This is a genomic window from Micrococcus sp. GPGPB33 (assembly GCF_037853785.1).
Lineage (GTDB): Bacteria > Actinomycetota > Actinomycetes > Actinomycetales > Micrococcaceae > Micrococcus > Micrococcus luteus.
Window position 1 is genome coordinate 627566 of record NZ_JAQMWO010000002.1, and the last position, 14191, is coordinate 641756.

Here is a 14191-nt window from a genome sequence, read left to right on the forward strand (position 1 = left end):
GTCAGAAGCCACCTCCCAGGATGCCCGAGGGCAGGGTCAGGCCCAGGGCCACCGCGAAGCCGAGGTAGGCCAGCGAGGAGACGAACAGGGCGACGAGGATGTCGAACACGGGGTGCGGGGCGCCGAACGCCCGCGTGATGCACCAGAACAGCAGCGCCCCGGCGAGGATCCACCCCAGCCAGGGCAGCAGGACGGCGAACGCGAGGAAGCCGAGGAAGCACCAGGCCAGCGCGCCGAAGTCCGAGTGGAACAGGGTCAGCGGACCGGCCGCCTGGCCGACCTCGCCGTCCGCGTCGGCCTGACCCTCGGGGGACTGACGCACGCGCACGACCTCCACCGCGAGCGCGGCGGCGATCACGAGGCCCGCGACCGCGAGGATCAGCGGAAAGAAGTCCGGGCCGGGGAAGTCGGCGCCCTCGGTGTCCATGGCCAGGGATCCCAGCAGCAGGTAGAGGCTGAACGCGGCCAGCACGGCCGGCATGACGAGCGCAGAGAGCCCGGCGGCGCGCCCCCAGCGGGAGGGGGCGTCGGCGGCGGGGGGGACGGTGGATGCGTGGCTCACTTGATCTCCTCCGTCAGCGTGCCGATGCGCTCCTTCTCGGCGGCGATGAACTCCTCGAGTTCGGTGCCGGAGAGGGGCACGGGATTCCAGTAGTTGCGCTGCACCGCCTCCTTCCACTCGGGGGTGTCGACCGCCTCGGCGATGAGGGCCTCGAGCTCGGTGCGCTCCTCCGCGGAGACGCCCGGGGGCACGAACAGGGCGCGCCAGTTGGTGAGCGTGACGTCGTAGCCCTGGGAGCGCAGGGTCGGGATCTCCTCGACGCCGGCCAGCGGCTCGGCCGCCACCACGCCGAGGGCGCGCAGACGGCCGGCCTCGACCTGCGGGTAGATGTCGGCGAAGCCGCCGGCGGAGGCCTGGGCGGTGCCGTTGAGCAGGGCCTGGATGGCCTCGCCGCCGCCGTCGGACGGGATGTAGGTGGTGTCCGCGACCGGCACGTCGGCCGTTCGGGCGATGTCCGCCATGACGAGCTGGTCGAAGGAGCCGCCGCCGGTCCACGCCACGTGGGCGGGATCGGCGCGCCAGGCGGTCACCAGGTCGTCCATGCTCTGGTACGGCGAGTCCGCCGGGACCACCACGAGGCTGTACTCCTCGACGACGCGGCTGACCGCGGTGACCTGGGAGAGCTCGGGGCCGGTGCCACGGGCCGCGTGGGCGGCGATCTGGCCGGTGCCGCCCACCATGAGGTTGTTCGCGTCCTCGAGCGTGGTCAGCTGACCGAGGGCGATGTTGCCGCCGGCGCCGGGGATGTTGACCACCTGGACGTTGTTCACGAGCCCGTTGACGCGCATGGTCTGCTGCAGCTCGCGCTGGAACGAGTCCCAGCCGCCGCCGGCGGCCGCGGGGGCGATGAGGGTCAGGTTGGTGCGGATGTCGTTGCCTCCCGAAGCCGAGCGGATGGAGAAGGCGGAGGCCGCGAGCACGGTGAGCACCGCGATCACGCTGAAGACGATCCGGCCGACCCCCGTGCGTCGGCGCGGGGGGCCGTCGGGGGAGGTGGAGGGCATGGCGGTTCCTAACAGAGACACCCCGCCGCCAGGGAGTGGCGCCGGGGACAGGTGCGAGTGGTGGAGGTCACGGTAACAGCGCGGCGGGGCGGCGTGCACTCTGCGTCCGCAGAGTGACCGACGACAACCGGTCCGGGTGGTGACGGGGGCCGCGTCCATGACGCACAGTGGTCCCCATGACGATCATCAGCACCGGAACCAGCACCCCCGAGAGCGCCGCGGCCTGGCGGGCCGCCCTGGCCGAGGCGGCCCTGCGCGGGGAGGACGTGGTCTGGTTCTCCCTCGACGGGACCGAGCCGGACGAGGCGGAGGCACGCGAAGCCGGCGTCGACGTGTCCGTGGCACACGCCCAGGAGCGCGGCCGGGACGCCGTCGGCGACCTGCTCGAGCACGCCGAGCGTGTGGGCGCGAGCCGGATCGTGGTGGGCGTGAAGCACCGCTCCCCCGTGGGCAAGCTGCTGCTGGGATCGGCCGCGCAGCAGATCATCCTCGAGGCGCGCGTCCCGGTGGTGTGCGTCAAGCCGTGAGGGCCGGCGTCGGGCGGGCGGCCCCGCGCCCGGACCACCCTGCGGCGTTTGGGGGCGGTTTCGGGCGGTATTCGGCGTGGATACCGCCTGAAACCGCCCCCAACCGGTGAGTGGGGACCAGCCCGGGAACGCCGAAGGCCCCGGAACCACACGGTTCCGGGGCCTTCGTCCTCGGTGCGCGAGGGGGGACTTGAACCCCCACGTCCTTGCGAACACTGGCACCTGAAGCCAGCGCGTCTACCAATTCCGCCACTCGCGCGAGCGGCTTCCTGATCTCGGCTCCGGACATCCGGCGACCGTCACAGGCAGCGAGGAATACTCTAACCCCCGCCCGCCCGGGCGTGCAAATCGGCCCCGACGCCCACCCCCGCGTCCCCGCCACGCCCGTGGCTCACCCCCTCCGGCACCTCTCCCACCCGCGCTCCACCCCGCAGAATCCCGCTGTTCTCGGCGGTCTCCCAGCCCGGCCCGTAGTATCGGGACGGACAACTGTGGAAAGGGGCCCCGTCGTGGGACTTCTGGACAACCTCGAACGCGGCCTCGAGCGGGTCGTGCGCTCGGCCTTCTCGGCCGGCGGTCCGCGGGCGGTCAAGCCGGTGGAGATCGCCTCGGCCCTGCGGCAGGCGATGGACGACGAGTCGTTCGCGCTGTCCGAGGGCCACACGGTCGCGCCCAACAGCTACGTGGTCCACTTCTCCCCCGCCGACTTCGAGCGCGCCCGCTCGTGGGGGTCCACCCTCGCCAGCGAGCTGTGCGACGAGGTCATCCGCCACGCCGACTCCCAGGGCTATGCGCTGCCCGGCACGGTCCGGGTCGCCTTCCACCCGGACGCGGACGTGCGCGCCGGGGACCTGCGCGTCGTCACCCGCCTGGACGACGGCTCGCTCACCGCCCCGGCCCCCCACGACGACGGCGCCTCGCCCGCCACCGCCCACGGCCCGGGAGCCTCGGCCGCGGCGCCGGACCGACTGGTCGAGGACCTGCCGGCGGCCGCGCCCCGCAAGCCCTCCCCCGCCCCGCGCGTCGGGCCCCGTCCGGCGCCCCGCCGGGCCGCCGCCTCGACCGCGCCCGCCGCCCCCGCCCACGCCGACCAGCCGACCGTCGTGATGGGCCGCCCCGTGACCGGGCCCGCCGGCCCGGCCCTCGAGCTGGACGGCCGCATGCTCCCCCTGGACGGGGACGACCTCATCCTCGGCCGCTCGGCCGAGCGTGCCGACCTCGTGATCCCGGACTCCTCGGTGTCCCGCGAACACCTGCGCCTGCTCACCGTCGGCTCCACGGTCACGCTCCTGGACCTGGGCAGTCGCAACGGCGTGCTCGTCAACGGCCGCCGCGTGGACGGCTCCGTCACCCTGCGCGACGGGGACGTGGTGACCGTCGGCCAGACCGAGCTGCTGTTCTTCGGCGGGACGGGGGGCCGCGCATGAGCGAGCTCGCCGTCGCCGTGCTCCGCATGGGCCTGCTGCTGGCCCTGTGGGTGCTGATCATCTCCATCGTCATGGCGCAGGGCCGCGACCTCGTGGTCGGCCGACGCAACAAGACACGCCTCCAGCAGGCCCAGCGCGACGCCGGCCTGGTCACCGCGGTGCCCGCGGCCGGGGCCGCCGGGGCGGGCTCGTCCGCGGTCGACCGCCCCGCGCCCGCGTCGACGCCGTCCCCCGCCGCGTCCGCGCCGACGACGCCGGCCCCGCGGCTGTCCCGGACTCTGCGGGTGGTCGAGGGCCCGAAGGCCGGGCAGACCATCGCCCTGGAGGGCCGTCCCCTGCTGATGGGCCGCGCCCAGGACGCCGACCTGGTGCTCGTGGACGACTACGCCTCCGGCCGCCACGCCCGGCTGTTCCCCCAGGGCACCCGCTGGTTCCTCGAGGACCTCGGCTCCACGAACGGCACCTACGTCAACGGCGCCCCCGTGACCCGCGCGGTGCCCGTGGGCCCCGGCACGGCCATCCGCATCGGCAAGACCGTCATGGAGCTCGAGGCCTGACCCATGACCCTCGTCCTCCGCTACGCCGCCCGCTCCGACGTCGGCCGCGTCCGTGCCAAGAACGACGACTCCGCCTACGTGGGCCGTCATCTGGTCGTGCTCGCGGACGGCATGGGCGGGCACGTGGGCGGCGACGTGGCAAGCGCGTCCACGGTGCTGGACCTGGCCCCGCTGGATGCGGTGGGCTACGAGGACCCGGCCACGGTGCTACCGGACGAGATCCAGAACGCCAACCTGATCCTCAACGAGCTGGTGCACGCCAACCCCAAGCTCGCCGGCATGGGCACCACGTGCACCGCCGCCCTGCTCGCGGGGACCACGCTGCACATGGCGCACATCGGCGACTCCCGTGCCTACCGGCTCGCGAACGGCGAGTTCTCCCAGGTCACCACGGACCACACGTTCGTGCAGAAGCTCGTGGACGAGGGGCGTCTCGAGGCCGGGGAGGCCCCGTTCCATCCGAACAAGAACGTGCTCATGCGCGTGCTCGGCGACGTGGACGCCTCCCCCGAGCTGGACGTGTTCGAGGTGCCCGTCGCCCCCGGAGAGCGCTGGCTGTTCTGCTCGGACGGCCTCACGGACGTGGTCTCCCCCGAGAAGATCCACGAGGTGCTGCGGGACTCGGAGGCTCTCAACCAGGCCGTCGACACCCTCGTGGACCTGACCCTCAAGGGCGGCGCCCCGGACAACGTGACCGTGGTGGCGTTCGAGATCGCGGAGGGCACGGCGGAGGAGCTGGCCCCCGTCCCGGACGTCCACCTGTCCGAGCAGGCCCTCGCCGCGGCCCACCCGCCCGAGGTCGGCCCGGTCTCCGGCCTGCTGCTGCGCGAGGACCTGGACGCACGACCCCACCTGCTCGTCGGCGCGGCCTCCAACGCTGTGAGGACCGATCGCATCCCCGTGGTCACCCGCAGCTCCACGCGCCGCCGCGCCGCTGCCCTGCTCGGCGAGACGCCCGTGCCGGAGAACCGTCCCCGGCGCACCGCGGCCGTCCTCACGGACGGGCCGGATCCCGACGTCGCCGCGCGCCCGGACCCGTCCGCCCCGCCCGCCGCGCCGCGCGGCACCGCGGCCGCCGTCGGCTCCTCCTCCGCCGCCACACCGGCCGCCACCGCTGCCGACCAGCCGTCCGACGAGGCCGCCGAGGCGTCGGCCACGGCCCCCACCCCGGCCCCGGCGACCTCCGGGCCCGCCGGCGGCTCCGAGGCCAGGGCCGCGCGTCGGCGGCGTGGGAAGGACGACCGCCCGGTGCAGTACCGTCGCGGCTGGTTCATCCCCGTATTCACCACGCTGCTCGCCCTCACCCTCGCGGCCGTGGCCGTGTGGGGCTACCTGTGGACCCAGACGCAGTACTACGTGGGGGCCAACGACGGCCGGATCGCCGTGTTCAAGGGCGTCTCCCAGCGGCTGGGCCCGCTCGAGCTGTCCCACGTGGACCGCCAGACCGACCTCCCGGTGGACGCGCTGCCCGCGTACGCACGCGACCGCGTGAACGCCGGCATGGCCGCCCGGGACGTGGACCACGCGGAGCAGATCGTCGCCGAGCTGCGCGACTCGCTGCACCCGAACGCCCCCGCCCCCGCCGGTGAGCCCTCCGAGCGGGCCCGGCCGAGCGCGACGCCGTCGTCGTCCTCCGCCCGCCCCTCGGACGCGTCCGGCTCCGCCGCGCCGACGAGCCCGGCATCGTCCCCGAGCGCGACGGGAGGTGAGGCCCCGTGACCGAGGTGATCTCCCCCGCACGCCCGCGCCGGAACATCGAACTGGTCCTGCTGCTGGCCGCCCTGGCCATCGCCCTGGGGGCGGACCTGCTGGGCATGATCGGCACGGACGCCCCGCTGGACTCCACCGCCTGGGTGCCGCTGGGCATCTTCGGGGCCGCCACCCTGGTGCTGCACGTGGTCCTGCGGCTGCGCGCCCCCTACGCGGACCCGTTCATGCTGCCGATCACCGCCTTGCTCAACGGGCTGGGCCTGGCCATGATCCACCGGCTGAGCCAGGACGCCGCGATGGCCAACCCCACCTCGCAGCTCGTGTGGTCCGTCCTGGCCGTCCTGGTGGCCTCCGCCCTGGTGTTCCTGGTGCGCGACCATCGGGTGCTGCGGCGCTGGCCCTACCTGTTCCTCGTCGCGTCCGGCGTGCTGCTGCTCCTGCCGCTCGTGCCCGGGCTGGGCCTGAGCATGTACGGGGCGCGGATCTGGATCGACGTCGGATTCGGCACCTTCCAGCCCGGTGAGATCGCCAAGATCACGCTGGCCGTCTTCTTCGCCGGCTACCTCTCCGCGAACCGCGACCTGATCCTGCTGGCCGGCCGCCGCGTGGGCCCGGTGACCTTCCCCCGCGCCCGGGACCTCGGCCCGTTGCTGGCCGGCTGGCTCCTGGCGCTCGGCGTGCTCGTGTTCCAGCGCGACCTGGGCTCGGCCCTGCTGTTCTTCGGCATGTTCATGGCGATGCTCTACATCGCCACGTCCCGCGCCTCCTGGATCCTCCTCGGCCTGGGCCTCATCGCCTTCGGCGCGGCGCTGGCGTTCCTGTTCATGCCGCACGTGACCGCCCGGTTCGAGATCTGGCTGAAGGCCTTCGACCCCGAGATCTACCATCGCGACTTCGGCGGCTCCTACCAGGTGGTCCAGGGCCTGTTCGCGATGGCCTCGGGCGGGCTGATGGGCACCGGCCTGGGTGCGGGCAACCCCACCCAGGTGCCGCTGTCCTTCTCGGACATGATCCTCACGGCCATCGGCGAGGAGCTCGGCTTCGTGGGCCTGGCCGCCGTGCTCGTCCTGTACCTCCTGCTCGTCACCCGCATGATGCGCGCCGCCCTCGGCGTGCGCGACGCGTTCGGCAAGGTGCTCGCCTCCGGCCTGGCCTTCACCATGGCGTGGCAGGTGTTCGTGGTGATGGGCGGCGTGACCCTCGTGCTGCCGCTCACCGGCCTCACGACGCCGTTCCTCGCCGCCGGCGGCTCCTCGCTGCTGGCCAACTGGATCATCGTGGGGCTCGTGCTGCGCATCTCGAACGCCGCCCGCCGTCCCGTGGTCGTGGACGGGATGGTCAACGCGTCCGGGCCCGGCGCCGGCCACCTCGACCCCGGCACGGCGCTCCCGGCGGCCGCCGTGCCCACGGGAGGAGGTGAGGAGCGGTGAACGAGGCGATCCGACGCACGTGGACCGTCATGGCGGCCATGATCCTGGTGCTCGCGCTGGCCGCGTCCGTCATCCAGGTGCTGGCCGCGGACCAGCTCAAGACGCACGCCCTGAACTCGCGGCAGATGTTCCTGGAGTTCGGCGCCCCGCGCGGGCCGATCCTCGTGGACGGCGAGCCGATCGCCGAGTCCGTCCCCTCCGGCGACGCGTACCACTACCAGCGCGTCTACCACGAGACCGAGCTGTACGCCCCGCTCACGGGCTTCTATTCGCTCACCTACGGCACCGACGGGCTGGAGGCGGCCATGAACGAGCAGCTCTCCGGCACCCCCACGTCCCAGTTCGTGGACCGCGCCATGGAGATCATCACGGGTGCCACGCCTGAGGGCGACCAGGTGGAGCTGACGATCGACCCCGAGCTGCAGCGCCTGGCGTACGACGCGCTCCCGGACGGCGTGCGCGCCTCCGCCGTGGTCACGGACCCGACGACAGGCGAGATCCTGGCCATGGTGTCGAAGCCGAGCTTCGACTCCAACGCGCTCTCCTCGCACAACCCGGCCGAGGCGCAGGCGGCCATGGCCGCGATCGACCAGATCCCCGGTGCCAGCGCGTACCGCAACCGCGCCGCGGAGCAGCTCGTGTCCCCCGGCTCCACGTTCAAGCTGATCGACGCGGTGGCCATGCTCGAGTCCGGTGACTACACCCCGGACGGGACGGTGGACATCCCCGCCGCGTGGACGCTGCCCGGCACGACCACGGAGCTGCCCAATTACGACGGCTCACCGTGCAACACCGTGGGGCGTCAGACCCTCACGTGGGCGCTGGCGCAGTCCTGCAACACGCCGTTCGCCATGGCCGCCGTCGAGCTGGGCCAGGACCGGATCCGGGAGGTCGCCGAGCGGTTCGGCTTCAACGACTCCTTCGACTACCCGCTGCCCGTGACCGGCTCCGTGTTCCCCTCCGACCTGGACGACGCCGCGCTGGCGCAGTCCTCGATCGGCCAGCGGGACGTGCAGGCCACCGCGCTGCAGATGGCTATGGTGGCCGCCGGCATCGCGAACGACGGCGTGGTCATGGAGCCGCAGCTGATCAAGGCGGTCCGCCGTTCGGACCTCACCACGGTGCAGGAGTTCAGCCCCCGTGAGCGCGGCCGGGCCACGACCCCCGAGGTGGCCGGGCAGGTCTCGGACATGATGGTCTCGGCGGTGGAGGACGGCATCCTGGGATCCGTGCAGTCGGACACGGTGCGGATCGCGGCGAAGTCGGGCACGGCCGAGGTCGGGGACACGGGCAACGTGCACTCCTGGATCACCGGCTTCGACGCGAGCGAGAACCCCCGGGCGGCCGTGACGATCGTGGTGGAGGACGAGCCGCCGGGGGTTGGACATCAGACAGTCGTCAGTGGCATGAAGGCAATCATGGAAGCGGTGGTCACGGAATGAGGCCGACATCGGGCATCACCCTCGGCGGCAGGTACCAGTTGACCGATCGCATCGCGATCGGCGGCATGGGCGAGGTGTGGAAGGCGCGGGACAAGGTCCTGGGCCGGATCACCGCCGTGAAGATCCTCAAGGAGGAGTACACAGGTGACCCCAACTTCCTGCGCCGCTTCCGGGCGGAGGCCCAGCACACGGCGCTGCTGAACCACCCCGGCGTCGCCAACGTCTACGACTACGGCGAGGAGAAGGGCTCCGCCTACCTCGTCATGGAGCTCGTGCCGGGCCAGCCGCTGTCCTCCATCCTCGAGAAGGAGAAGGTGCTCTCCCCCGAGCGGACCCTGCGGATCATCGCGCAGACGGCGGCCGCGCTCTCGGCGGCCCACGCCCAGGGGCTCGTGCACCGCGACGTCAAGCCCGGCAACCTCATGATCACGCCCACCGGCCGGGTGAAGGTGACGGACTTCGGCATCGCGCGCCTGGCGGACCAGGTCCCGCTCACGGCCACCGGCCAGGTGATGGGCACCGCCCAGTACCTCGCGCCCGAGCAGGCCACGGGGCAGCAAGCCACCGGCTCCTCCGACCTCTACTCGCTGGGCATCATCGGCTACGAGGCCCTCGCCGGGCATCGCCCGTTCACGGGCGAGTCCCAGATCGCGATCGCCCTCGCCCAGGTCAACGACACCCCGCCGCCCCTGCCGGACACCGTCCCGGCCCCGGTGCGCGCCCTGATCATGTGCATGCTCTCGAAGGACCCCCGGGAGCGGCCCTCGGACGCGACCGCGCTCTCGGAGGCCGCCGACGCGCTGCGTCGCAAGGACACCCGCGGCGCCGTGGAGGCCGTGCCCGGCCTGGCCGTCTTCCTCGAGGAGCAGGGCGTGGCCGACCCCTCGGGCGCCGAGACCGCTCCCCTGGACTACGACGGCATGCGCACCACCCATCCCCGCGCCGAGGGCACCCGGACGGACGGCTTCCCCGCCACCGCGGCGCTGCCGGTGACCGCGGCCCAGCCCCGCACCGACGACGACGCCCGCGGCCCCGGCGCCGCCGGTGCGGCGGCCGTGGGCGCGGCCGGTGTGGCCGGCGCCGCCGCGAGCGCGAGCACGCGCGACCACGAGATCGCCGCCGTGCGTGATCAGCAGACCCGCCCGGGCGACGTCGTGGACTCGGGCCCGCCCGCCGGGGGCGGCTCCGCGCCCGCCCGCCGGCGACGCGCCAACCGCTGGCCGCTGTGGGCACTGCTCGGGCTCGTGGTGTTCGCCCTGCTGGGGGCGCTGCTGTGGCCGCTGCTCACGGGTGGCCGCGGCGTCGGAGGCTCGGCGCCGGCGACCTCGCAGGAGGAGTCGTCCGTGCGCGTGGACCCGGAGGCGTACAGGGGTCGCCCCGTGAGCGAGGTGCGCACCGAGCTCGAGGGCCTCGGCCTGGCGGTGCGCGAGGAGGACCGCGACGCGCAGAGCCCGCAGGGCACCGTTGAGGAGATCAACCCCGTGGGGGCGTTGCGGCGCGGTGAGACCGTCACGCTGGCCGTCTCCACCGGTGAGGGCGTCATCCCGGAGGGCCTCGTGGGCCAGCCCGTGGAGAGCGCTATCCAGACGCTGCGCGACCGCGGCTTCACCGTGGACCGGGTGGACGACCCGTCCGCCGACGGCGCCGACGGCGAGGTGGTGCGCGTGGTGCCCGGCGAGGGTGAGCGTCACCGCTACGACACGCACGTGCAGCTGATCGTGGCCACCGGCGGGTCCGACGCCGCGCCGACCCGCGAGGCGTCCCAGCCCGCCTCGGAGCCGGAGCCCAGCGCGTCGGAGGAGCCGAGCGCCGAGCCGAGCCCGTCGGCCTCGGACGAGCCCAGCCCGTCCCCCACCGCCGAATCCCCGACGGCCACCGCCGACCCGGAGCCCACGCCGGAGCCGTCCGAGGAGCCGACGACGCCCACGGGGGATCCGACGACGGAGTCCTCCGGGGAGTCCACGGCACCGACGGGCGAGCCCACCACCGACCCGTCCGCTGACGCGCGTGGTGCGGAGGCCTCGTCCGCCGACGCCACGCCCTCCGCTTGAGCGGCGGGCGGGACGGGCACGCGGACGTGTCTGTGGATGAGCAGAGGACCCTGAACGGGCGGTACCGGATCGGTGAGCTGATCGGGCGCGGCGGCATGGCGGACGTCTTCCGCGGCGAGGACCTGCGGCTGCACCGCCCGGTGGCGGTGAAGCTGATGCGCCGGGATCTGGCGCGCGACCCGCACTTCCAGGCGCGCTTCCGCAAGGAGGCGCGCTCGGCGGCCTCCCTGAACCACCCCTCAATCGTCTCCGTGTACGACACGGGCGAGGTCTCCCTCGAGGACGGCCTCCATCCGGTGGACTGCCCGTTCCTGGTGATGGAGCTCGTCTCCGGCCGGACGCTGCGGGAGATCCTGCACGCCGAGGGCGCCGTGGGCCCGGACCGCGCCGTGGCCTGGACCCGGGGCGTGCTGGAAGCGCTCGAGCACGCGCACGAGGAGGACATCGTCCACCGCGACGTGAAGCCCGCGAACGTCATGGTCACGGACACGGGCGCCGTGAAGGTGATGGACTTCGGGATCGCCCACGCGCTGGCAGACACCTCCGCCACCACGTCGCAGACCCAGGCCGTGGTGGGCACCGCCCTCTATCTGGCCCCGGAGCAGGCGACGGGCCGCACCGTGGACGGCCGCGCCGACCTCTACGCGGCCGGCTGCCTGCTGTTCGAGCTGCTCACGGGCCGGCCCCCCTTCACGGGCGACACGCCGCTGGCCGTGGCCTACCAGCACGTGCGCGAGGAGCCGCCGGCGCCCTCCGACGTCGACCCCGACCTGCCGCCCGCGTTCGACCCCGTGGTGCTGCGCGCCCTGCGCAAGGATCCACAGGACCGGTTCCCCACCGGCGCCGCGTTCCTCGCGGCCCTCGAGGAGGCCGCCGCGGATCCGCACGCCGGCCCCGGCCGTCACACCCCGCCGCTCGATGCCGTCCATCCCGCCCTCGTCGGCGCGGGCGGCGCGGTGCTGGGCGCCGCGGCCGCGGAGCACGGGGCCGACGTGCCGATGGCCGCGGTCCCGCTGACCCGGCCGACGCCCTCCGTCCCGGCCGAGCCGGACGCCGCACACCCCCAGGCGGCGAACCATGCCGTCGCGGGTGCGGGACTGCCCGGCGCCGCCTCGGCCGCGCAGCTGGCCGCCGCCGCCGCCATGGACGGCCCCCGACCGGTGACCGGCGGCCAGCCGGTGACGCCCGGTGCAGCCGCGACGCCCCGGCCCGAACCGCAAGGGGACACGCCGGCGCCAGCGACGGCCACGCACCGTCGCGTCCGCCGGCGCCTCCGCCGGCGCACGCTCCTGGCGGCCGGCGCGGTCCTGATCGCGCTGGCCCTGGTCCTGGCGCCGTGGCTCGCGGCGGCTCTGCCCACCACCGCGGAGGTGCCCGCGGTGGTGGGGCTGCAGCAGGACGAGGCGGTCGCGGCGCTCGAGGACGCAGGCCTGGTGGCCGTCGTCTCGTCCGCGTACATGGCCGACGCCCCGGACGGGACCGTCACCCAGAGCGACCCGCCGACGGGCACGGAGGTGCCCCGCGGGGCCGAGGTGCGGATCCGGGTGTCCCGCGGCGAGGAGGGCATCGCGCTGTCCGACTCCCTGCACGGGCTGTCCGAGGACGCGGCCCGCCGCGAGCTGGAACGGCTGGGCCTGCGTGTCTCCTCCGTGCAGTACCAGGACGACCGCCGACTCGAACGCGGGCTGCTCGCCCGCACCGACCCCGCGATGGGCACGCACGTGCCGCCCGGCTCCTCCGTGGTGCTGCACCTGTCCAGCGGCATGGTCGCCGTGCCGGACGTGGTGGGGATGAGCGCTCCGGACGCGCGGCGTCAGCTGGCGCTGAGCGCCCCCGAGCTGCGCGTGCGGATCCAGGACGAGGACGGCGCGACCACCGACACCGGCACGGTCGTGGCCCAGGATCCGCCCGCCGGCGTCCGCGTGGACAACCGCTCCTCTCTGACCCTGACGGCGTCCTCGTGGATCGCGCCCACGGCCGAGCCCTCCGAGCCGGCGCCGCCGTCCAGCGAGGCGCCCGAGCCCACGCCGTCGGCGTCCGCGTCACCGAGCCCCCCGCCGTCGGAGAGCCCCGAGCCCTCCGAGAGCGCGGAGCCGTCGCCCTCGCCGTCCGCCTCGGCCACGCCCACCCCCGAGCCGACGGCGACCGCGACGCCGTCGCCGACGCAGAGCCCGTCGTCGACGTCGGCGGCCCCGTCGACCTCGCCGGAGCCGGCCGAGCAGTCGCCGAGCACCTCGCCCACCGGGACGCCGGTGGACCCGCTGCCGACGCTGACGCCGGACCCCGAGCCCTCGATCGATCCGCCGCCGTCCACCTGAGCGGACGGGGCGCCGTCGGACCCGCGAACCGGGCCCCGGGACCGGTCAGTCCTGGCGGACGAGGGGCGAGAGCCGGCCGCCGCGCTCGGCGGCCCCGGAGAGCCCCACGGACTCGAGCCAGTTGCCGAGCATCCGGTAGCCGCCCTCGGTGAGGACGGACTCGGGGTGGAACTGCACGCCCCACAGGGGCGCGGTGCGGTGGGCCAGACCCATCACGACGCCGTCCTCGGTCTCTGCGGTGATCTCCAGGACCGCCTCGTCCACGGTGGGCCGCACGGCGGCCAGCGAGTGGTAGCGGGTGGCGGTGAACGGCGAGGGGACGCCCTCGAACATGGGGTGCTCGCCGTGGCGGACCAGGGACGTCTTGCCGTGCATGAGGGACTCCGCGTGCGTCACGGTCGCGCCGAACGCCTCCGCGATGGCCTGGTGCCCCAGGCACACCCCGAAGAGCGGGCGGCCGCCGTCGGCGGCGGAGCGGATGAGGTCGAGGGAGACACCGGCGTCGGCGGGTGCGCCCGGCCCGGGCGAGATGAGCACGGCCGTGTGCTCGGCCGCGAGCTCGAGGGCGCGGGCGGGGGTGACCTCGTCGTTGCGGATCACGGTGGTGCGGGCCCCGAGCTGCTCGAGGTAGCCCACCAGGGTGTAGACGAAGCTGTCGTAGTTGTCGACGACGAGGACGGAGACCTCGGGGCTCTGCACGGGGGCGCTCTTTCCTCCCCGCCGCGTGGGAGCGGGGTGCATAGACTGGCCGGGCACGTCGCTGACCCCGGTCCTGGGCAGGTCAGCAGGATACCGTCCCCGCCCCGGTCTCCGCCGGTGGGGGCGCCCATCACCCCCCCACCCGAGGAGAAGACCCGTGGCAGCACCCGCCGGCAAGCGCAAGGACTCGGCCCGTCGGAAGCGCGAGGAGCTCGAGGCCGCGCGCCGCAGCCGCTCCGCCGTGCGGACGGACCTCGGGGACGTGGACCCGGGTCCGAAGCCCCTCTCCCCCGGGTACAAGGTCGTGATGTTCGGCCTGCTGATCCTCGGCCTGCTCTGGATCATCGTCTACTACCTGACCCAGGGCCTCTTCCCGATCGTGCAGATCGGCGGCTGGAACATCCTCGTGGGCTTCGGCATCGCGCTCGTCGGGTTCCTGATGATGTCCCGCTGGAGCGAATGAC

General features: G+C 74.2%; 12 protein-coding genes and 1 tRNA gene. 9 read left to right on the forward strand and 4 right to left on the reverse strand.

The window, feature by feature from the left end:
- Nucleotide 1: 1 nt before the first annotated feature.
- Nucleotides 2–562, reverse strand: coding sequence for a tripartite tricarboxylate transporter TctB family protein (locus tag POD19_RS02975; protein WP_144819047.1), 561 nt, complete (start codon nucleotides 560–562; stop codon nucleotides 2–4).
- Nucleotides 559–1566 carry a tripartite tricarboxylate transporter substrate binding protein gene (locus POD19_RS02980; protein ID WP_144819049.1) on the reverse strand — a complete coding sequence of 336 codons (1008 nt, stop codon included), beginning with the start codon at nucleotides 1564–1566 and terminating at the stop codon, nucleotides 559–561. The genes POD19_RS02975 and POD19_RS02980 overlap by 4 nt, the downstream gene beginning before the upstream one ends.
- A gap of 176 nt (nucleotides 1567–1742) precedes the next feature.
- Here POD19_RS02980 and POD19_RS02985 point away from each other — a divergent pair, with 176 nt between their 5' ends.
- A complete protein-coding gene (locus tag POD19_RS02985) occupies nucleotides 1743–2093 on the forward strand; it encodes a universal stress protein (protein WP_098093919.1) in 351 nt (116 codons plus the stop codon).
- A 175-nt stretch (nucleotides 2094–2268) separates the two neighbouring features.
- Here POD19_RS02985 and POD19_RS02990 read toward each other — a convergent pair.
- Nucleotides 2269–2352 (reverse strand) — tRNA-Leu (locus POD19_RS02990).
- Nucleotides 2353–2602: 250 nt separating this feature from the next.
- On the opposite strand from POD19_RS02990, the gene POD19_RS02995 reads away from it, so the two are divergent.
- Genes POD19_RS02995 through POD19_RS03025 form a run of 7 tightly spaced genes read left to right on the forward strand, consistent with a single transcriptional unit; the run spans nucleotide 2603 to nucleotide 13028 of the window.
- On the forward strand, nucleotides 2603–3520 hold the full coding sequence (locus POD19_RS02995) for an FhaA domain-containing protein (RefSeq protein WP_144819051.1): 918 nt from the start codon (nucleotides 2603–2605) through the stop codon (nucleotides 3518–3520).
- A complete protein-coding gene (locus POD19_RS03000) occupies nucleotides 3517–4077 on the forward strand; it encodes an FHA domain-containing protein FhaB/FipA (RefSeq protein ID WP_010079714.1) in 561 nt (186 codons plus the stop codon). The genes POD19_RS02995 and POD19_RS03000 overlap by 4 nt, the downstream gene beginning before the upstream one ends.
- A gap of 3 nt (nucleotides 4078–4080) precedes the next feature.
- The gene (locus POD19_RS03005; protein WP_144819053.1) at nucleotides 4081–5796 is read left to right on the forward strand and encodes a PP2C family protein-serine/threonine phosphatase; all 1716 of its coding nucleotides are present in this window, start codon (nucleotides 4081–4083) and stop codon (nucleotides 5794–5796) included.
- Nucleotides 5793–7217, forward strand: a complete 1425-nt coding sequence (locus POD19_RS03010) for an FtsW/RodA/SpoVE family cell cycle protein (protein ID WP_144819055.1) — start codon at nucleotides 5793–5795, stop codon at nucleotides 7215–7217. Before POD19_RS03005 ends, POD19_RS03010 begins: the two co-directional genes overlap by 4 nt.
- Nucleotides 7214–8659: a peptidoglycan D,D-transpeptidase FtsI family protein gene (locus tag POD19_RS03015; RefSeq protein WP_144819057.1), complete on the forward strand. Its 1446-nt coding sequence runs from the start codon at nucleotides 7214–7216 to the stop codon at nucleotides 8657–8659. The genes POD19_RS03010 and POD19_RS03015 overlap by 4 nt, the downstream gene beginning before the upstream one ends.
- Nucleotides 8656–10710, forward strand: coding sequence for a protein kinase domain-containing protein (locus POD19_RS03020; protein WP_144819059.1), 2055 nt, complete (start codon nucleotides 8656–8658; stop codon nucleotides 10708–10710). The genes POD19_RS03015 and POD19_RS03020 overlap by 4 nt, the downstream gene beginning before the upstream one ends.
- A 32-nt stretch (nucleotides 10711–10742) precedes the next feature.
- Entirely contained in the window at nucleotides 10743–13028 is a 2286-nt protein-coding gene (locus tag POD19_RS03025; protein ID WP_129867111.1) for a protein kinase domain-containing protein, read from the forward strand.
- 45 nt (nucleotides 13029–13073) lie between these two features.
- Here the strand turns inward: POD19_RS03025 and POD19_RS03030 are convergent, their stop codons facing one another.
- Entirely contained in the window at nucleotides 13074–13727 is a 654-nt protein-coding gene (locus POD19_RS03030; protein ID WP_002858195.1) for an anthranilate synthase component II, read from the reverse strand.
- Between the two features lie 157 nt (nucleotides 13728–13884).
- Between POD19_RS03030 and POD19_RS03035 the strand changes: the two genes are divergently transcribed.
- Nucleotides 13885–14190 (forward strand): cell division protein CrgA, encoded by a 306-nt coding sequence (locus POD19_RS03035; protein ID WP_060973757.1) that lies wholly within the window; start codon nucleotides 13885–13887, stop codon nucleotides 14188–14190.
- Nucleotide 14191: the final 1 nt, after the last annotated feature.